Origin of the sequence: Pedobacter sp. N23S346 (assembly GCF_048515415.1) — a bacterium.
In the GTDB taxonomy this organism is placed as follows: domain Bacteria; phylum Bacteroidota; class Bacteroidia; order Sphingobacteriales; family Sphingobacteriaceae; genus Pedobacter.
In genome coordinates this window covers 38102-58476 of record NZ_JBLYEE010000016.1, presented here as the reverse complement: position 1 = coordinate 58476, position 20375 = coordinate 38102, and the positions used below count along the sequence as shown (strand labels likewise).

At 39.9% G+C, this 20375-nt stretch carries 17 protein-coding genes; 8 read left to right on the top strand and 9 right to left on the bottom strand.

All coding sequences use genetic code 11. The features are described from left to right. Window positions 1-51: 51 nt before the first annotated feature. The 7 genes from ccoS to ACN1CD_RS21195 all read right to left on the bottom strand — a co-directional run bounded on the left by ccoS (window position 52) and on the right by ACN1CD_RS21195 (window position 8778). Window positions 52-231, bottom strand: coding sequence for a cbb3-type cytochrome oxidase assembly protein CcoS (gene ccoS / locus ACN1CD_RS21225; RefSeq protein WP_154283014.1), 180 nt, complete (start codon window positions 229-231; stop codon window positions 52-54). 179 nt (window positions 232-410) lie between these two features. Beyond that, entirely contained in the window at window positions 411-2801 is a 2391-nt protein-coding gene (locus ACN1CD_RS21220) for a heavy metal translocating P-type ATPase (protein ID WP_419132419.1), read from the bottom strand. A 10-nt stretch (window positions 2802-2811) separates the two neighbouring features. Continuing rightward, entirely contained in the window at window positions 2812-4158 is a 1347-nt protein-coding gene (gene hemN, locus ACN1CD_RS21215) for an oxygen-independent coproporphyrinogen III oxidase (protein WP_419132418.1), read from the bottom strand. Then, window positions 4158-4586 (bottom strand): lactate dehydrogenase, encoded by a 429-nt coding sequence (locus ACN1CD_RS21210; RefSeq protein WP_419132417.1) that lies wholly within the window; start codon window positions 4584-4586, stop codon window positions 4158-4160. The genes hemN and ACN1CD_RS21210 overlap by 1 nt, the downstream gene beginning before the upstream one ends. Window positions 4587-4696: 110 nt before the next feature. Next, complete coding sequence (locus ACN1CD_RS21205; protein WP_419132416.1) at window positions 4697-5728, bottom strand: response regulator; 1032 nt, start codon at window positions 5726-5728, stop codon at window positions 4697-4699. A 26-nt stretch (window positions 5729-5754) separates the two neighbouring features. Continuing rightward, on the bottom strand, window positions 5755-6942 hold the full coding sequence (locus ACN1CD_RS21200; RefSeq protein WP_419132415.1) for a PAS domain S-box protein: 1188 nt from the start codon (window positions 6940-6942) through the stop codon (window positions 5755-5757). A gap of 54 nt (window positions 6943-6996) precedes the next feature. Then, window positions 6997-8778, bottom strand: coding sequence for a hypothetical protein (locus tag ACN1CD_RS21195; protein ID WP_419132414.1), 1782 nt, complete (start codon window positions 8776-8778; stop codon window positions 6997-6999). A gap of 230 nt (window positions 8779-9008) precedes the next feature. On the opposite strand from ACN1CD_RS21195, the gene ACN1CD_RS21190 reads away from it, so the two are divergent. From ACN1CD_RS21190 to ACN1CD_RS21180, 3 genes are all read left to right on the top strand, one after another. After that, window positions 9009-9209: a YtxH domain-containing protein gene (locus ACN1CD_RS21190; RefSeq protein ID WP_419132413.1), complete on the top strand. Its 201-nt coding sequence runs from the start codon at window positions 9009-9011 to the stop codon at window positions 9207-9209. Between the two features lie 168 nt (window positions 9210-9377). Next, window positions 9378-10070, top strand: a complete 693-nt coding sequence (locus ACN1CD_RS21185) for a DUF421 domain-containing protein (RefSeq protein ID WP_419132412.1) — start codon at window positions 9378-9380, stop codon at window positions 10068-10070. An 86-nt stretch (window positions 10071-10156) separates the two neighbouring features. After that, window positions 10157-10375, top strand: coding sequence for a DUF6965 family protein (locus ACN1CD_RS21180; protein ID WP_419132411.1), 219 nt, complete (start codon window positions 10157-10159; stop codon window positions 10373-10375). Here the strand turns inward: ACN1CD_RS21180 and ACN1CD_RS21175 are convergent. Both ACN1CD_RS21175 and ACN1CD_RS21170 read right to left on the bottom strand, forming a co-directional pair. After that, window positions 10372-10743 carry a hypothetical protein gene (locus ACN1CD_RS21175; protein WP_419132410.1) on the bottom strand — a complete coding sequence of 124 codons (372 nt, stop codon included), beginning with the start codon at window positions 10741-10743 and terminating at the stop codon, window positions 10372-10374. The two genes, ACN1CD_RS21180 and ACN1CD_RS21175, sit on opposite strands and share 4 nt — an antisense overlap. Window positions 10744-10831: 88 nt before the next feature. Continuing rightward, window positions 10832-11836 (bottom strand): LLM class flavin-dependent oxidoreductase, encoded by a 1005-nt coding sequence (locus tag ACN1CD_RS21170; protein WP_419132409.1) that lies wholly within the window; start codon window positions 11834-11836, stop codon window positions 10832-10834. Between the two features lie 310 nt (window positions 11837-12146). Here ACN1CD_RS21170 and pta point away from each other — a divergent pair, with 310 nt between their 5' ends. The 5 genes from pta to ACN1CD_RS21145 all read left to right on the top strand — a co-directional run bounded on the left by pta (window position 12147) and on the right by ACN1CD_RS21145 (window position 20373). Then, window positions 12147-14237 carry a phosphate acetyltransferase gene (gene pta / locus ACN1CD_RS21165; RefSeq protein ID WP_419132407.1) on the top strand — a complete coding sequence of 697 codons (2091 nt, stop codon included), beginning with the start codon at window positions 12147-12149 and terminating at the stop codon, window positions 14235-14237. Between the two features lie 6 nt (window positions 14238-14243). Further along, the gene (locus tag ACN1CD_RS21160; protein ID WP_419132406.1) at window positions 14244-15440 is read left to right on the top strand and encodes an acetate/propionate family kinase; all 1197 of its coding nucleotides are present in this window, start codon (window positions 14244-14246) and stop codon (window positions 15438-15440) included. 1912 nt (window positions 15441-17352) lie between these two features. Continuing rightward, the gene (locus ACN1CD_RS21155; protein WP_419132405.1) at window positions 17353-18336 is read left to right on the top strand and encodes a helix-turn-helix domain-containing protein; all 984 of its coding nucleotides are present in this window, start codon (window positions 17353-17355) and stop codon (window positions 18334-18336) included. A 174-nt stretch (window positions 18337-18510) separates the two neighbouring features. After that, window positions 18511-19434 carry an NADP-dependent oxidoreductase gene (locus ACN1CD_RS21150; protein ID WP_419132404.1) on the top strand — a complete coding sequence of 308 codons (924 nt, stop codon included), beginning with the start codon at window positions 18511-18513 and terminating at the stop codon, window positions 19432-19434. Between the two features lie 27 nt (window positions 19435-19461). Further along, on the top strand, window positions 19462-20373 hold the full coding sequence (locus ACN1CD_RS21145) for an SDR family oxidoreductase (protein ID WP_419132403.1): 912 nt from the start codon (window positions 19462-19464) through the stop codon (window positions 20371-20373). Window positions 20374-20375: the final 2 nt, after the last annotated feature.

Below are 20375 nucleotides of genomic sequence, written 5' to 3'. Positions count from 1 at the left end.
TATTTATAGTTCAAAGGTATCCTGCGAGGAGCAGGTAAAGGATGATGCGGCTTAGCTGGAAAAGTGATCTTCTTCACTTTTTTCTTCCGTAACCTCATCATCAAAAAGGATGCGCACGCCTGGCGTATAAACATCATCATTTTGCCCGGTTTTAGCAGCCCAGATAAAAGCACCAAGAAAGATGAGTGCCATTAAGACGCTGCAACCCACCAAAAAATAGAGAATATTCATAATAATATGAGTTGGATAATTATTAATTAATTTTAACACCCCGGTCTGCGACCACCCCTCTAAAAGAGGGGAATTACGATCGCCATTCCCCTCCTTTGGAGGGGTGCCCAAAGGGCGGGGTGGTTTAAACGTTAAAAAAGCCTATTAAAATAGCATTTAACGTATATCATTAGTCGAACTCAGGTAAACAGCTTATTTTTATGGGCCAGAATCCGCGTAGCGAAGGTGGTAAAACAAATGATTGTTACCGTACTGATTGGCATTAAAACCGCAGCAACCAATGGATAAAGCGTACCCTGAACAGCATAAAAAATTCCGATGCTATTGTAGAGCGAAGCAATGACAAAACTTGCTTTGATAATCTTGATTCCATCTTTACTTAAGTTGATAAAATTTGGTAAAAGGCTGAGCGAATCCCCTTTTAATATGGCATCACAGCCCGGCGTAAAATTATTGATGTCGTCTGTAATGGCAATACCGAAATCACTCTGTTTTAGCGCGCCTGCATCATTCAAACCATCACCCAGCATCATCACGGCTTTCCCGTTGGCCTGTAACTTCAAAATTGCCTCTAGTTTTTGATGCGGACTTTGCCTGAACCTGACCGTGGTTTTCTCCGGGAAAATTGTTCTCAATTGTTGTTCATCTTTATTGGTATCACCCGAGAGTACCTGAAGATCGAATGACTGACCTAATCCGCCCATCAATGTACCCAATCCTGGCCTCCACTCCTGTTCAATTACAAAATTCCCGACATAAACATCATCAATTACCACGTGTACACCACCAATAGCTTGCTGACGGGAAGCTTTTAAATTCGAAGACAGGCTTCCTGCATAAACATTTGCACCATTAATCATCCCAGATAAGCCTTTTCCGGGAGTTTCAACGTAATTTTTAACCGAAAAGAAATCCTTAATATTCAATTCCTTTAAAATGTGCCGGCTCAACGGATGCGAAGAATTTCTAAATAGAGAAGCCACAATTTGTTTCTCGAGATCATTGATTGATCCGTTGAAGGAAACCGCAGCATTTTTCGTGGTGGTAAGGGTCCCGGTTTTATCGAAAACAATGGCATCGCATTTTGCCAATTGCTCTATAGCATCAGTGTTTTTAACATAAAAGCCTTTTTTATCGAACACAGCCAAAATTGCTGAAAGCGTAAATGGCGTACTCAATGCCAGTACGCAAGGGCAAGCCACAATTATCACAGCCGTAAAGGCCGACCAGGCCTTATGGCTATCCTGCTGAAAAACCCAGTAAGCTGTAGCCGAAAAAGCAATTAAAAACACGCCTAAACTGAAATATTTTGCAATGCTATCGTTAAAGTTCTGCTTTTGAACATTATTTTTATAATGTTCGTTATTCCACAATCCAGTTAAATAACTTTGAGAAACGGGTTTGATCACTTCCAGTTCTATGGCCTCACCTGTTTGGCGACCACCAGCATAAATAATTTCGCCCAAAACTTTGTGTACCGGATCAGATTCGCCCGTTACAAAACTCATATCCATCCAGGCATCGCCCTTCATTAAAATGGCATCGGCCGGAACCAGTTCGCCATTTCGAATCCACAACCGATCTCCAATTTTGACGTCGTTAATGGAGACTGGCTTTTCTTTACCATCATTTAAAGTCGTTACCGCAATAGGAAAATATGACCGATAATCCCGATCGAAAGAAATGTGGTTATAGGTACGTTGTTTCAGCCATTTACCCATCAAGAGCAGAAAAACCAAACCTGTGAGCGTATCTGCGAAACCCGGCCCGGTGCTGAAAATGATTTCAAATGCAGTTCTTAAAAATAACACAGCAATAATAAGTGCCAGCGGTGTATCGAGATTAATGTGTTTGTGTTTGATACTGGTAATTGCCGATACGAAATAATCTTTACCGCAATAAAAAGCTGCCGGGATGGCAAAAGCCAGGTTGAGCCAACCAAATAAACTTTGAAACTGTTGCTCTAAGCCAGATAACCCAAAATATTCCGGAAAACTAAAAAGCATCACATTTCCCATTAAAAAGCCAGCGACAGCAATTTTCAAAATCAGGGTTTTATCCAATCCTTTCTGGTGTTCTTTCACCACATCCTGAAGACTGATTAATGGCTCATAACCAACCTGAATTAATGTTTCTACCAAATGTCTCAGCGAGATTTCTTCATGGTTAAAAGTGATGGTCACCTGCTTCCTGATGAAGTCTATTCTCGAACTGAAAATAGCCGGATTAATTTTATATAGATGTTCAAGTAGCCAGATACATGAACTACAATGAATTGCTGGAATATAAAAGGTTATGATACTAGAATCTTTCTCTTTATAGTCAATTAATTGCGTAATAATAGATTGCTCATCTAAATATTCTAACCTGGCTTCATGCTTAAACCGCTGACCTGGATTTTGATTGTAAGCATAATAATTGCAAAGGTTATTTTCTGATAAAATCTGGTAAACGCCTTTGCATCCGGCACAGCAAAATTCTTTGTCATCAAGTTGATGCGTAACCTCAGGCAAATCCTCTCCGCAATGATAACAGATCGATTTTATGGCGGTTTCATGTCGTTCTTCCATAGTTTATATTTTAAATGGCAGCACTGAATATTTTGGTTGCAGGTTGTTTAGCCCATAGCTTTTCATCGAAGGCCATACAGATATTCCTCAGAAATGATTTACCAGCATGGGTTACACTAACTTCTTCGCCATTCACCTGAGCCAACCCGTCTTCTATTAGCGGAGATAGCCTCTCGTATACTTTCTCTGGAATCCCATCTGTGTAGGAGGTGATTTCCCGGCACATCACGTTCAAAATGTGCTGACGGATCATCAAATCCTCATCTGAAAGTAGATGCCCTTTTTCTACAGGCAACTCGCCAAGGTTTATACGCTCCAGATAAGCTTCTACTGTTTTAGGGTTTTGGGCAAAAGCATTCCAGCCGTCGCTAATAGAAGAAACACCCAATCCAATAAGCAAATGCGTATGCTGATCGGTGTAGCCCATGAAATTTCGGTGGAGCTGATGTTTCTGACTGGCTAAAAAAAGCGAATCATTGTTAAGGGCAAAGTGATCCATACCAATATCGTGATAGCCAGTATGCATCAGCATCCTTTTACCCAATTGATAAAGTGCAAATTTCTCATCACCAACGGGAAGATCTTTTTCTGTATAATGCCGCTGGCCGGGTTTGAGCCACGGCACGTGTGCATAACTATAAAAGGCAATCCGGTCTGGCCTCATCTGAATTACTTCTTGAAGTGTACTCGTTAAGCCACTGATATTTTGACAAGGTAAACCATAAATCAAATCAAAGTTGATAGAATTAAAACCAATGCTCCTGGCCTGCTCTGTAACCGTAAAAACCTGCTGCGGCGTTTGAAATCTGTTGATCATTAACTGCACCTTCGGATCAAAATCCTGAATTCCCAGACTCAGCCTTTTAAATCCTAACTGATACAAAGTTTCCAAATGCGCTATAGTGGTGTTCGCAGGATGGGCCTCAAAAGAAAGTGAAGATTCGGCAGTTAATGCGGCATGATCTAAGATGCCTTCGATTAATATCTGAAGATTTTCTGCCTGAAAGAAAGTAGGCGTTCCGCCACCCAAATGCAGCTCCTTTATTTTCGGTTGCTCCCCCAACAGGTTCAAATACATATTCCACTCCGCTAAAACTGCTTTGATGTAAGGTAATTCTACTGCATGATTTTTAGTAATCCGGGTATTACAACCACAGTAAGTACATAAACTTTCACAAAATGGCAGGTGAATATAAAGGCTTATCCCTTCCTCATGATGCTTCGCGTAGATTTGCTGAACTGACTTCTCCCATTTAGCTGCGCTAAAATTCTCCTGATCCCAATAGGGTACGGTTGGATAACTGGTGTATCGTGGTGCAGCGACGTTATATTTCTTTAGAAGTGCAGCTTTTTCCATTATTTCAATGCTTTAGCTACACCACAATTGTTTTGACAACAGCAGGCTTTGCCTACACATTTACCAGATGACCATTGATCGAGATTTTTGATCACCTGTTCCATTCTTGTCTTCGGATCCTGGTTTCCATCAAGCAAAGGCACATTGGCTACTTTCATTCCTGCATGCCCGGCAGCCAGCAAATCCAGGTGATTGGTTTCTGAGGATGAAGTTGCAATGTATTTGATGCCAATTGCCTTCAAGCCGTTTATCATCTCTGCAGTCAGGTCGTCTTGATTGAACACCAGCAATGCCTCCTTACCTGTAGCAAAAGATAAAGTATCTATTGTTAAGCTATTGGCAATTATTGTAATATCATGCTTTTTATAATTGGCGAGAACCAGCCATTCTTTCTCGGCAGCTTTAATGTTATATGCGATTGCTTTCATGTACAAATTTTCTTGTACACAAAAATAAAGCAGCCATCGTCCAGATAGGATGAGGCTGCTTAGACTAAAAAGTGATGTTAGTTACTTTTATTAGAAATAGAATAATGACGTTACTGTTTTACATTTCGTAATTTACTAATCGACAAGATATTAATCGCGTTCCCGGTCTTATCAATGAGTTTTTCATCTTTAAAATCAGCCAGCATCCTGCTAATGGTTTCGCTGGCTGTACCCACCAATGCCGCAAGATCATCTCTGGAGATTTTGATGGTACAGCTATCACTTTCCGCCCCACCGAATTTTTCTGCAACCTGCAACAATGCCTCTGCCACACGTTTCCGTACAGAAGAATAAGCCAGTTGCAGCATTTGCTTCCCTTTATCCTGAACGCTTTCAGATAACAAAGCAAGGAATGTTTTGGATACGGCCTGGTGACTAAGCAGATATTCCAGGAAATCGATTTTTGGAATCTGGATAATTTCTGATGCTGCAAGTGTAGCTGCATTTTCATTATAAAGCACACCGCTACAAAGGCTTTCGTAACCGAAGAAGTCTCCGTCATGAAACAAGCCTGAAGATAGCTCTCTGCCATCTTTAAATCGGTTATAGGTCTTCACCTGACCTTTTACGAGGTAATAAAGATGCGCCGGCTCATCATCTTCCACGTAAATAATTTGCTTGGGCGAAACCGATCTTACTTTACCTTTCGCTTTAAGTTCGTCCAAAACAGCTTCAACACTTGCAACGGAGGCACCAATGGTTTTAGACTGTTGTTTCTTCTTAAACCTGCTTTCAATAGCTTTGAAAAGCTCAAGGTCATCAAATGGCTTGGTCAAATAATCATCAGCACCCATTTCCATCCCCTTTCTCATGTCTGCCCGCTCCGTTTTGGCGGTGATGAAAATGAAAGGAATGTTGGCCGTTTGAGGATTTTTATTAATCAGATATAAAACCCCGTAACCGTCAAGTTCAGGCATCATGATGTCGCAAAGAATCACATCAGGTAAATGCTTCAGGGCTAGATCTACCCCAATTTTGCCATGTTTGGCTGTGTAAGTTTCGTAGCCAGCCAAATCCAGCACTTCTGCTGTTCCTTCCCGGATATCATCATTATCTTCTATAATTAGTACTTTTTTACTCATCGGAATATTATAAAATGATTGCTGGTTTATTTAGATGGAAAGGTAAGCGTAAAGATCGTTCCAGAATGTTGTTCACTTTTGCAGGTGACTACTCCATCCATCAGGCTAACATATCGCCGAACAATGTTTAATCCCAATCCGGTTCCTGGAATATCTCCAGTATTATGCGCCCTGAAGAAAGGTTCGAAAAGGTTATGCTGATCAACGTCGGGGATCCCAATTCCGTTATCCTTCACTTCCAGAATCAGTTCGTCATCTTTCAAAATGGTGTTGAATTGAATTAAAGTATCTTCACCAGAATACTTAATTGCATTTGATATTAAATTGATTATACAGTTCTTAAGTAAATTTTGATCAAGTAATACATTAGCTTTGGTACCGGTATGCTCGTAAATGATATGCTGATTCTGCTTGGTCATCAACTGCATCTCTTCTGTAATTTCTTCAGCAAAGCTGATGATATTAAACACCTGTGCTTTGGCTTCTACTTTACCGGCTTCGAGTTTCTCAAGCGATAGGAAATCATTCAGAATAGTAGTGAGGTTATTAATCGAGTTTTTGATTTTAGCCGTATGTTTTTCTACATTGGCCGCATCCTGTTTCACCGTATATTTATCAATCAGGGAAGCTGATAATTGCATAGAACTTAATGGCGTTCTAAACTCGTGCGAAGCCATAGAAACGAAACGTGTTTTTAGTTGGTTTAATTCTTTTTCCTTCTCAAACAGTGCACTCATATTTTCTTTGGCCATTTCTAGTTCAGAAACCAGTTTAACCAAATCCTGAGTCCGTTCTCTAATCTTCACTTCCAGTTTTTCGGTGTAGCTTTTAATCTGTTCTTCATTTGCTTTTTCTTTCGAAAGATCGTGAATAAAGCCTGTGTAAATTTTACGGTCGCTGAATTTCACTTCACTTACCCCCAGCCTGAAAGGAAAAGTAGAACCATCTTTCTTTTGACCATGCACTTCCCTGCCAATTCCAATGATGTGTTTTTTACCCGTTTCATTATAATTATCGATGTATCCATCATGCCGAAGCTTATCTGGTGCAGGCATCAGCACAGATACATTTTGCCCCACCAGCTCTGCCCTTTCATAGCCAAAAAGCAGCAATGCGGCAGGGTTTAAATGTTCAATAATCCCTTTATCGTCGATGGTAATGATTCCATCAATTGCATTCTCTATAATTGCATCTAAAAATTTCGATCTGTCCATTTTGCCTTTTGTGTGGCTATAAATATAAATTTAATCGGCACCGCTATCAATAATTTAATCAATCTGAAGCAAATCTAACCGCTCTTTTGAAACATTCAACTGCGTTTGAATCAACTCGAAGGTTTGATCAGCATCATCTGTAATTTCGTTGAAAAGCCCTTTATAGTATGAAATCCCTTCAGATAGCTGCAATTTAAAATGATTAAGCTGCTTCTTCTTTTTATCAGTGAAATTGTTGCATAATTGTTGCAACTCACCTTGCAGATAGTCGATGTACAAGCCCAGTTCCTTTACAAAAAAATGCGGTCGCTCCACTTTTTCAAGCAAATTTAACCGGCCATAAATGTGCCCTACCATCTCTTCCAAAGAATAAATCCCTGAAAAGTAAGCCAGGTTCGGTCCGGGACAAATGGCTACCGCTTTGCTTTCTTTAGGTTTACTGATCCCATATTTTATATAAGTTGAGGAACACAATCCTTCGCACAGACAGATTTTTTCGGTTACCGAATCAAACTGTTGCTTAAATTCGTTTTCTGATAACTCAAGAGATTCCAGCTGTTTGATCTTTAAATGCTGATATTCTCTGGATGCTGTACAAATGGCCTGCTCGGTAAATTCGGTGTTATTGCATAGAAATTTCTTGGTGCATGCACTCCCCGGCCTGCTTTTCTCTATCCTTACTAATCGTTGGCTTTCAATGCTGCTATTTTTAAAGTTATTAAATTGAATGCCTAATGGAGAAGAATTGCTCAGATAGAAATCAGCTTCTCCGGCGTGTACAAGCGTATTTAAGGTTGCCTCATCTACATTGGTTACTTCGGGCACCAGGAGAAATGGACTTCCCCAGCCTGTTGCATCTAAACCGTAATGATTAATTAAAAACTGGTTCTCTTCGGCAGTGCCTATTCCACCTTGCACTGTAATTCTTTGCTGAGGCATTTGATCAACATCCAATTCCCTTTGCTTTAACGCTGGCTGGTAAAGCGTAAAAAGTTCACTCAGCATTTCTTTTCGCTTCGCTTTAAATTCTTCTAGAATTGGGCCAAGTAGATAGCCATCAGTTGCAAATGCATGACCGCCACAGTTTAAACCCGATTCAATTCTGAATTCTGCCACCCACAATCCTTTTTTAGCCAAAAATTTAGCCTGAATTAATGCTGAACGGAAGTCACTAACTTTTAATATAATCTTCTTATTGATGTGTCCATTTTCATTGGGAAAGAAATCTTTAAACTGCGTAAGGTAACTGTATAAACGCGGATTCATTCCCGCAGATAAAATTACCGATGAGGAAAGTTTACTCTGTGCAAAGCCACGTAAAGCCGCAAGCGCATCAGTATTTTCATCTCCTGAAAATTCGCAATCCACATAGTTCATCTTATCTACCTTGGCCATGATGTTCACATCAATTGCACCCGGTTTAATTTTGCCGCGGAGCACCTGTTGAAACCTGATTTTATGTTCACCCTCGGGATAATCCATCATCAATTCATAGCCGTTTTTTAAACTAGAGCCTTCTGGCAACAGTTCAAAATACCTGCAGATATCGTTTCCGGCTTCGAAAGCCTGCTTTTTTATTTCCGATACTTGGTTTGCGATGGCATCGCTTAAAAAATTTAAATAAGTGGTAATTCTGGATGCCCTGCTATCAGTTGAAGATTTTGGAATAGGTAAAAAACTTAGATCCGTCTTCCGGGTATGGTATTCGCGGATTCGCTCAATTAATTCATCGTCTACGACAGATAATACAGAGGAAATGCCATATCGGGCAACTTTTAAGGGGGTGTCTATAGAATATCCCAGGCCTAAAACCGGGATATGAAAGGTATGTGGCATAGTAATTTCTTTAATGCACAAACCTATTTAATGTAGCTAAACCAGCAGCAGATTTAGATTACCTTATAAAATGATGTGGGTCACTTTTTACCAATTAGCTTTGACAATTTTTTTCTAACGCTCCAGCAAAGTTGTCAAAGCTTAAAAAGCCATAAAATAAAAACCAGAAAGTTGTATTATTTTCTAAAACCTTTAAGACACAGTACTGTTTTTAAATAAAAGAAGAAGATATGGGATTTTTAAAAACAGCATTGATAGGCGCTGCAGTTTATGCGGGCTTCAAATACATCACCAAAAAAGATCCAATTACCGGAAAATCGGTAGTGGATGATTTAAAAGAGAAGGCACCAGAATGGAAAGAGAAGGCCAAGGATTATCAAAGAGAATTTGAAGCGAAGTTTCAAAACGCAGAAAGCGATTTGACCAGATGACTGTCTGCTTACAGGCATCGTGATCTCCCTACAGATCGTTACTTGTTTCTGTAGGCATCTAAAAGCGGTTTGAATTTCAAACCCCAACCACTGGCAAAGATTTAAGGAACAAATGTTCGTTAAGCCTTTGCCAGTTTTTGTTTACCTTTAAATTTAAAAACGAAGAACTTGCTGGACATAGACTGGAAACAATTCCTTATTGGAGAAGAGAAATTTGAATTTTTAATCGAGATTGCACTCCGTACAGTGATCATGTACTTCATCATCTTGTTCGGATTAAGGTTATTAGGAAAACGTGGAATCCGGCAGCTTTCGGTCTTCGAACTGGTTGTAATTATAAGTCTTGGTTCTGCAGCCGGCGATCCTATGTTTTATAAAGAAATCGGATTACTTACGCCAGTTGTGATCTTCCTCATTATCGTCGGCGCCTATCGCTTCACCACCTACTTAACGGCAAAAAGTGAAAAAATAGATGATCTAATAGAAGGAAAAAGCGTTTACCTGATTCGAGATGGAAAATTTAATATAGAAGATTTTAAAAAGGAAGCACTCGCAAAAGATGAATTTTTTGCAGAGCTACGCCAGCAAAGTGTTTCGCACTTAGGCCAGATCGAAACAGCCATTCTGGAAACTTCTGGTGTATTGAGTGTCTACTTTTATCCTGATGAAGAAGTTAGATTCGGATTACCCATCCTCCCTGATCTATTTGAGAGAAAAATTGAATTAATAACAGCGGAAGACCATTATGCCTGTTCTTTCTGCGGAACGGTAGAAAAAATAGCTACCGATGGCAAACACAGTTGCAAAAAATGTAAAAACCAGGAATGGGTGAAGGCCATTGACCGATGCAGGGTGGGTTAGTATTTTACTCGACTGAGAATTAAGCTAATGAAAAATAGATCGGCTTTGCTGGTCAATACATCGCCTTTGAATCGTAAATTTGCAGCATGACCTTACAAGAATTACAGCAACTGGAAGATTTTTTCGCAAATGCAGGCAAACAACCAGTGCCCATCTACCTCAATGAAGCGACTGTAATTACGGATTACGACTATTTTTTAGAAAGTCATTTTTTACCGTTAAAATTAAATTTAGATTCCAAAGTAAATCAGCCGCTTCTTCACCGTTTAAAAATGCTAAAGCTACTGGTTGAAGCCAATGCCTAATTGATTCTCCGCCTGGTAATCCTACTACTCCAGCTCCCTGAAGCAAAACTGGCGGCTACCAATGCCGTACCTAAAAATACACCCTGAATAAGCAGTGATTTGTTTTTACGCTCAACACCTTCAAGAATAGTATAGGCAGCAATTGCACCAAGCCCTACCAGTTCAATTACCCTTTTACTTTTTGTGGCTGGTGTATTCCTTGGAGAAAATGCGATTCGCATCAATCCATCAACCAGACGCATATTTTTAGCAACGGTATTTCTAATAGCGGGCTTGGTTGCGTGAATACCTAATCCATGTCCAACAGCTTTTATTCCCTCAAGCACTATCCCCTTTTCAAATCGATTAGTAGTATTTCTTTTCATCATAGATTCTTTAGAAAAACCAACAATAAAAAAAGAGATAAGGTTTTGGATAGTTTTACTTCAATTACAGATTTAATTCAGGCAGCAAATATTATTTAAAAACCTCCGAAAACAATTTATTAGAATGAAGTTTTGCCTGTTGATCATAAATATGAGAAGTACTCATTACCTCATTTACACCATATTTTTCAACGAAAGCTTCCAGGTCTTGTCTAATCGTTTCCTTGCTACCAATAAATGAATAATAAAGCATTTGCTCTACGGCTTCCTTTTCCATCCTATCCCAATAACCATTAATGTTTTCAAATGCTGGTTTTAATAACTCCCGTTTACCTGTAATCACACCCAGAAACATGCGTTTTACAGAACTGGATAGAAACTCGGCTTGCTCATCAGTATCTGCAGCCACCACATTCACACAAGCCATTACATAAGGTTCTTTCAAAAACTCAGATGGCTTAAAGTTATTTTTATAAATGGAAATGGCCTGTTCAAAGTAAGCTGGGGCAAAATGGCTTGCAAAAGCATAAGGCAATCCTTTTTCGGCTGCTAACCTTGCGCTATCGGTACTGGAACCCAAAACCCAGATTGGAATATCAAGGCCTTCACCAGGAATCGCTCTTACATTGGAACCACTGTTATCGGCAGAAAACAACCGTTGAAGGCGTTCAATATCTCTTGGAAAATTATGAGCAGCATTAAAGTTCTCCCCACGAATAGCCATGGCCGTAACCTGATCCGTTCCAGGCGCTCTTCCCAATCCTAAATCAATTCTATTTGGATAAAGTGAGGCCAAAGTACCAAACTGCTCTGCCACTATTAATGGTGCATGGTTAGGCAACATGATCCCACCAGAACCTACACGAATGGTTGTGGTACCGCCAGCAATAAAGCCAATAAGAATGGCAGTTGCAGAACTGGCCACACCTGCCATGTTATGGTGTTCTGCAAACCAGTAGCGGTTATAACCTAAACTTTCTGATTGTTGCGCAATTTCTAAACTGTTTTTAAAGGTATCGGCAGCGTGATATCCTTCGAGCACGGTTGCCAGATCGAGCACTGAATAAGGTATATTTTTAAGGGAATTGTGATTCATTACAATAGATTTAAATTTAATCAGGTTACAAAAGTATTCTTAAAAAGACCAAGTAACTGCGTAACAAAACATAAATGACTTACTGGTGATTGGTCAACCTGAAATTTTTATTTTCAGTTAACAATTGATCTTAAAACGTCCTTCCCATCAACTAAATCGTAATAGCTTACTGTAGAAATTCATGCCCTGAGATTAGTGTATTAAAACTTTCATAATTCTTTTAAAACTGAATGGCTATTTTATTTATTTAAAAAATTTCCAACTATATTGGCACGATTTCGTTATTTATTCAGTTCCTTCTTTTCTATATATGACTAAAAATATCTTTATTGCATCTGCCGAGCCATACACTGGAAAATCAGTGATCGCGTTCGGCATGATTAACATGTTACTTGCTAAAACACAAAAGGTAGGTTATTTTAAACCCATCATTGCACAGGAAGATCCCGAAAAACGGGACAAACATGTAGAAGCCATGCTGGATTATTTTTCACTTCCGGTGAAGTATGAAGATGCCTTTGCTTTTACCAGGCAGGATATGTTGCAGCAGTCTGATGATCATGGCGCCATGATTAATACCATCATCAGCAAGTATAAAAAACTGGAGGATAATTACGATTTCACCGTGATTGAAGGCAGCGATTTCCTGGGTGAAGGAAGTGCTTTTGAATTTGAATCTAATGCCTTAATGGCTAAAAACCTTGGTGCTCCGGTTCTCATTGTGGTTTCAGGCAAAGGGAAATCAGCCAGTCAGCTTTTTAAATCGGCTATTAATATTTATAAAAACTTTTTGCTTCGTGATGTTCAGGTGCTGGGTGTGGTGGCCAATATGGTTAACCCCGAAGAAGCCGAACGTATTAAGCAGGCATTAACCAATCAGTTACCAACAGAACTGTTAATTGCAGTGATCCCCGTAGAAAGTGGATTGCAAAGCCCTACCATGAAAGAAATTACCGCTGCCCTGGATGCGGAAGTATTATTCGGAGCAGATTTAATGGATAACCAGGTGGATAATTTCGTAACCGGTGCCATGATGTTGCCCAACTTTTTAAGGCACATTAAAGATAACCTGCTTATTGTTACGCCTGGCGACCGTGGCGATATCATCATTGGTTCGCTGCAAGCCAACTTATCTGCCAACTATCCTAAAATAGCCGGGATTGTGCTCACCGCCGGAAGTTTGCCCGATGAGCCAATGATTCGCCTGATTGAAGGTTTACAAACCATTATTCCGATCATTTCTGTACAGAAAGGCACTTTCGAAACCACCACTACTATTGGTTCTATTCACTCAAAAATCACCATCGACAATAAAAAGAAGATTGAACTGGCAATCGATATTTTTGAAAGACACGTAGATCTGAAAGCACTCGACGATAAAATTATCACTTTTAGTTACCAGGGGATTACCCCGCATATGTTCCAGTACCAATTGGTGAAATGGGCTAAACGGGAGAAAAAACATATCGTCCTTCCGGAGGGAAATGATGAAAGAATTTTAAAAGCAGTAGAAAAGCTAATTACACAGGATATTGTTGAAATCACTTTGCTAGGTGACCCGGTTGAGATTGGAACTTCGATTAAGCGACTTGGTCTAAACCTGGATATAAATGCCATTCATATCCATAATCCAGCCCATTCGAAGCATTACGATAATTATGTTGAAACCTTGCATGAGCTTCGGAAGGCTAAAAATGTAAACCTCGAAATGGCAAGGGATATGATGACTGATGTTTCTTATTTTGGTACCATGATGGTATATAAAGGAGATGCTGATGGAATGGTTTCTGGCGCGGTACATACCACACAGCACACCATCAGGCCGGCTTTGCAATTTGTAAAAACCCGACCAGGCGTTTCAGTGGTATCTTCGATATTCTTTATGTGCTTGCCAGAACGGGTAGCAATTTTTGGCGATTGCGCTGTAAATCCAAATCCTACCGCGCAGCAACTGGCAGAAATTGCCATCTCATCAGCAGAGAGCAGTGCAAAGTTTGGGATCGAACCCAGAATTGCCATGTTATCTTATTCTTCCGGAACATCAGGAGAAGGTGAAGATGTGGAACGCGTGCGCGAAGCCACTGCAATTGTGAGGGAAAGATATCCGGAGTTAAAAATCGAAGGACCTATTCAATATGATGCTGCCGTAGATCCAAAAGTGGGTAAGCAAAAAATGCCAAACTCAGAAGTGGCCGGACGTGCGAGTGTACTGATTTTTCCAGATTTAAATACCGGAAACAACACCTATAAAGCAGTACAACGGGAAACAGGCGCATTGGCAATCGGGCCGATGTTGCAAGGTTTAAATAAACCCATTAACGATTTAAGCCGTGGCTGTACGGTGGATGACATTTTTAACACCGTGGTGATTACGGCAATTCAATGCCAGGATATAAAATAAGTATAAATGAACACTTTAGTAATTAATTCAGGAAGCAGTTCCCTTAAATATCAACTCTTTAAAATGCCTGTAAAATCGCCCATTTCAAGTGGCCTGGTTGAACGGATTGGTATCGAAGGCTCTTACATTAAACATACCGTTTTCAAAGGAGACGAAAAATTTGTGACAGAGAAATCTGCGTTTATAGCAGATCACGGCGAAGGCTTAAAACAGGTACTTTCTTTATTAACTGAAGGAGAACTTGCCATAATTGCTTCACCAGATGATATTCATGCCGTTGGCCACCGGGTGGTACATGGCGGAGAACATTTTTCTGGCGCCACGCTGATTACCGAAGAAGTAAAGGAAAAGATTAAAAAACTTTTCTCCCTTGCACCGCTTCATAATTCAGTTAATTTAAAATGCATTGAAGTAGCAGAAGAAACTTTTCAAAATGCCAAACAGGTTGCTATTTTCGATACCGCTTTTCACCAAAGCATTCCTCAACAAGCTTTCCGATATGCCATTCCAGATCGCTACTATAAAGAAGAGGGAATCAGGGTTTATGGTTTCCATGGCACCAGCCATAAATACGTGAGCGAACAAGCCATTCAGTGGCTCGATAAAAAAGATTCGAAACTGATCAGCATTCACCTTGGGAATGGCTGCAGCATTACCGCCATAAAAAACGGAAAATCTATTGATACGAGTATGGGTTTTGGTCCGCTGAGTGGATTAGTGATGGGCACAAGATCAGGAGATATTGATCCATCCGTTATTTTTCATTTAATAGAACATGCTGGGTACAGCCTGGATCAGTTAAGCACATTATTTAACAAACAATCTGGTTTATTGGGCGTTGGTGGCTCCAGCGACATGCGTGATATTCGGAAACTGGCGGCATCTGGTGATGAACATGCCCTGCTTTCATTAGAACTTTATGCCTATCGGATTAAAAAATTTATCGGTGCCTATGCAGCCGTATTAAATGGAATTGATGCCATCATCTTTACCGCCGGTGTTGGTGAAAATGATAAGGATATGCGTGAAGCGGTTTGTACAGAACTGGAATTTTTAGGCATCGAAATGAATCGCGAAAGTAACAGACAATACAATGGTGGCTTGATGGATATTAGTACAGATGATTCTAAGGTAAAGATTCTGGTAATCCCAACCAATGAAGAGTTTGAAATTGCAAGTCAGTGTTATAGCTTGTTGCAGTGATAGATGTAATTTGTTATTTAAAGTTTTTGTAGTGTATTAATTAAGATGTGTCATAGTGCGATCGCCATTCTCTTTCTATGAAGAAAACTATGGTGATCGCAATTCCCCTCCATCCAGAGGGGTGCCTGAAAGGCGGGGTGGTCAAGCTTATAGGATAAATTTATCTTGCCACCCTTATGTTTAGTAGAAGAGACTTATCTAGTCCTAGCCGGACGGGCTCTCTTCTCTGGGCAACCAAAGAAGCAAAGTTGCCGGCTCGCAATTATTCATATAGTTTTTATATTTTTATTTGCATTCATGAGGGCTGCGCCGTTTTTCTGTGGAAGTCAGTAGGTTGGCTTGGACAGTGCCATCCCGAAAAATTGACCATGCCGGTTCAAAGGCAGAACGAAGAAACAGTGGTTTGGCCTAGCTAACTAGTTATAGCGATCGTAATTCCATACTCTAGTATTGTTGTATGGCACATTTTCTATGCATTTTGCTAACCAACTTTAATCACCGAAGAACGCCGTCAATCCCAAGGGCCATGGAAATCAAAAAAACAGGTACAATAGTATAAATACCACTAACAAACCTTAAACGCAGTGGTTTTGTGTTCATAACAACGAATTTAATTTTTTAAAAGAATTTTGAACACAAAATGCAGTGCCGCTTTTTTTGATGTGTGTGGGATTTGCAAAAGGCCCCTAGCCGGATTGACGAAGCGCTTTGGGTACTTTGGCGCTCCAAAATGCGCAGCATTCTTGAACACCGCTAAAAACAATATTAACTGTAAAAAATTACCATGCCCCCGCGGCAAAGAGCGGAAAAGAAATCTTTATAAATCTATGGTATCAACATGGTAATCCGCTGAAGGAGAACGGGAAAGGCGGGGTTGGTCACCATACAGCATTAATTTATCTTGTCATTTTTATTCAAATAGATTTATCTAGTCCTAGCCGGACGGGCTCTCTTCTTTGGGCAACCAAAGAAGCAAAGTTGCCGGCTCGCAATTATTCATATAGTTTTTATATTTTTATTTGCATTCATGAGGGCTGCGCCGTTTTTCTGTGGAAGTCAGTAGGTTGGCTCTGTCAGTGCCATCCCGAAAAATTGACCATGCCGGTCCAAAAGCAGAACGAAGAAACAGTGGTTTGGCCTTGCTAATTAGTTATAGCGATCGCCATTCCCCCTGAAAGACTATCAAGTATAAAACATTTTCCAGGAATGATTTTTTATACATTTTGCTAAACCAACTTTAATAAAACACAGTCTATACCGAAGAACGCCGTCAATCCCAAGGGCTAGAGAAATCAAAAAAACAGTTGTACAATAGTATAAATACCACTAACAAACCTAAAACCCAGTGGTTTTGTGTTAATAACAAAGAATTCAATTTTTAAAAGAATTTTGAACACAAAACAAAGTGCCACTTTTTTTGATGTGTACGGGATGGTGTGAAAGGCCCATAGCTGGATTGACAAAGCGCTTTGGGTACTTTGGCGCTCCAAAATGCGCAGCATTCTTGAACAACGCTAAAAACAATATTAACTGTGAAAAATTACCATGCCCCCGTGGCAAAGAGCGGGCAAAAGAATCTTATAAATTAATTATTTCTACATGGTATTCTAATACATATTATCAATCAAACTCAGGTTAAAAAGAAGATTACAACAAAAAGTCATATTGATTGATTAAGGGATATCAGTCTACCATAAACTTAAAATACACATCAATTATTAGTCTCTTAGCAGAACACTTTTTTACGACGATTTAAATAAAAAAACTGCATCTTTATTACCCGCTACAATCAAAGTAAATGCTTCTTATAATTTAATCAAATTCAAATAAAATATTTTCTAATGATGAAAAAATTGGCAGAAAATGGCATCAACTAAAAAATTATCTAACCTTAAGCTCAATCATTCTTAACATGATTTTTGAATTTACAACGGCCCCTGGCTTTGACTTTATTACATTTTTCGCAAAGCATATCAATGCAACTGTTAGGGATAATTTCATGGAAATCCCAAGTAAAACGGGAGAAGGCTATGTGCGTAAAGTTGGCTTTGGGAGCGATTTTAAATTAACCATTCATCGTTACACGTTAAAAGAAGATTTGATCATTAAGCGAAATCCTTCCCCAGAGACGAGTAGCGTGCGTACTTTTTTCTTTTATAATACCAATCAAGATCTTGAAGTTAAATATGAGAATGAAGAGAATATACCATTCTCACAAAAAAATGACGCTTCTATACTTTTATCTACCAATGACCTGAAGACGGAAATCCGTTTTCCCGCCAACAGTAATATCCAATATGTAGTAGTTGCAATTGCTGCCGATAGACTGCGCTCGATTCTTTCCATTGAAAACCCCAATAGTACTATAAAAACGATCACAGGAGAAAACGCTTCGTTTCTCTTTTTCGAAAGTTTGGATACTGAAATGCAATTGCTTCTTAAAAACATAGTATCCGTTGATATGAACAACTCTATGAGTAATTTCTATGTACAAATCAAGGTTCAGGAATTGATGTATCTGCTTTTCAGCAAGCTTTCACTTAGGGAGAACACTACTTTTAAAAGTATAAATAGCAACGATGCAGAGAAACTTCTGATCATCCGCAATGAGATACTGAGCGATCTTAGCACTCCTCCAGTAATTAGAGAGCTTGCAGCTATCGCGGCAATGAGCGAAACCAAATTGAAACAGCTATTCAAGCAGACATTTGGCGACACAATCTATAATTATTACCAAAGCGCACGAATGGAAGAGGCTGCCTTTTTATTGAAGCAGGCCAAACATTCTGTTTCCCAGGTCGGATATGAACTGGGATTTTCCAACCTGAGCCACTTTAGCAGGCTGTTTGAAAAACAGTACGGCATTACGCCCAAGAAATTCTCATACTCAGCTTAGCGCTCCTTATCTTTAATATTACCCTGTCACTTGTCGGATAGGACTATTTTTTCGTCTTTTAGGGTTATTTTACCCAATCAATATCGAATAACTTTGATTATATAATTAGTATAGCAGAAAGGTTAATCACACTTTGATGGAATGTACTGATTATTCATACATAATATCAAAGAAATGAAAGCAATACAATACAAAGACTACGGAAGTTCAGAAGTAATAGAACAGGTTGAAGTTCCGGTACCATCAATCCAGAATGGACATGATGTGTTAATTCTGGTTAAAGCAGCAGGAGTAAATCCAATAGACATTAAAATCCGGATGGGCTTCATGAAGGCGGCCCGCCCTGTGGAATTGCCTTTTATTCCAGGCGGTGAGGCTGCGGGAATAATTGTCTCCATTGGAGATGCAGTAACAACATTTAAAGTAGGTGATGAAGTAATTGCCCTAACCAAAACAAATGGTTATGCAGAGTATGTAACAGCAAGTGAAGACTTCGTACTGCCAAAACCACAGGGGTTATCCTTTGTAGAGGCCGCATCAATCGGCGTGAATATAGGAACTGCACAATCAGTTTTGTTTAAAGCCGGAAAATTGGAAAAAGGACAGAAATTATTGATTCAGGGCGGAGGAGGTGCAGCCGGAGGTGCGATGGTGCAGATGGCCAAAGCTACCGGTGCATATGTGATTGCTACAGCATCTGGAAAAGGTGTGGAATTGGCAAAAAGCCTGGGTGCCGATGAAGTAATTGATTATAAGCTAGAGGATGTAACGGCTTTGGTAAAGGATGTGGATCTGGTAGCAGACACTGCGGGCGGCGAAGCACAGGCAAAGCTTTTTAAAGTGTTAAGATCAGGTGGTACCTTGTTGAGTATTGTGATTCCACCATCACAGGAACTGGCAGCACAATACCACATCAAAGCCGGTTTTGTAGCGTCCAACATCTCCGCTCAAACCTTAGAAAATGGCATCAGCCTAATAAAGGCCGGAACATTCAAACCTGTTGTTTCCAAAATATTCAAGCTGGGAGAAGCTGCCCAGGCGCAGGATTTTTTAACAGCTGGGGGCATAAATGGTAAGGTTATCCTTACAGTCGATTAAGTATTTCATAATTTAAAGATTAAAAAAATGAATAAAAAGAAAATCCTGGTGGCCGGTGCTACCGGATACCTCGGAAATAAAATCGTTGCCGAACTCATTCAACTTGGTGCTGAAGTTACCGCAATGGTGAGGGCAAGCAGCAATAGAACCAAGCTTGAAGAGATGGGTGTAAAAAACTTTGTAGTGGGCGACATGATGGATGCACCTTCTTTAGCTGAAGCCATTACTCCTACTTATGGGTTTGACGCTATTGTGGCGAGTGCAGCCGGATACACTAAAAAAACAAAGGGCGATAGTCCGATCACTGATACTGTTCAAAACTTGGTAGATGCAACCAAAGCAGCAGGTATTCCGCGGTTTATCCTAATCTCTATCCTAGAATCTGATAAGGCCAAATCGGTGCCCCATTTCCACAATAAATACCTGATAGAACAATATCTCAAAGAAAAGAAACAACCCTTTATCGCCCTTAGGCCAGGGGCATTCCTTGATCAGGTTCCGGATTATATCCCAGATAAGATAAAAAAAGGAATTTTCCCAACCTTCCTGACAGGAACATATGGTGCGGTTTATACCTCAGAATTGGCAAAATATGCTGCAATGGCCGCTGTTGTATTGCCAGACACAGAATTAAACAAACCTGTTGATATTGGTTGGGACAGACCCGTGAACGGAAAGATACTGGCTCAGGCTTTTTCAAAGGTTCTGGGAAGGCCAATAAAACCTAAACCAGTAATCCCATCTTTTATCCTTAAAGTTATCTTTCCTGTCATCTCTTTATTCAGTGGGAACATACGCGATATGTATGAGATGATTAAGTGGATCAATACAGGAGTTTACGTCAGCCGTAATCCCCAACGACAAAAAAAACTTTTTGGAGAACTGCCAACCGTTGAGGAAAGCGTAAGCCATTATTGCCGTGATCGTGGATTAATTTAAGT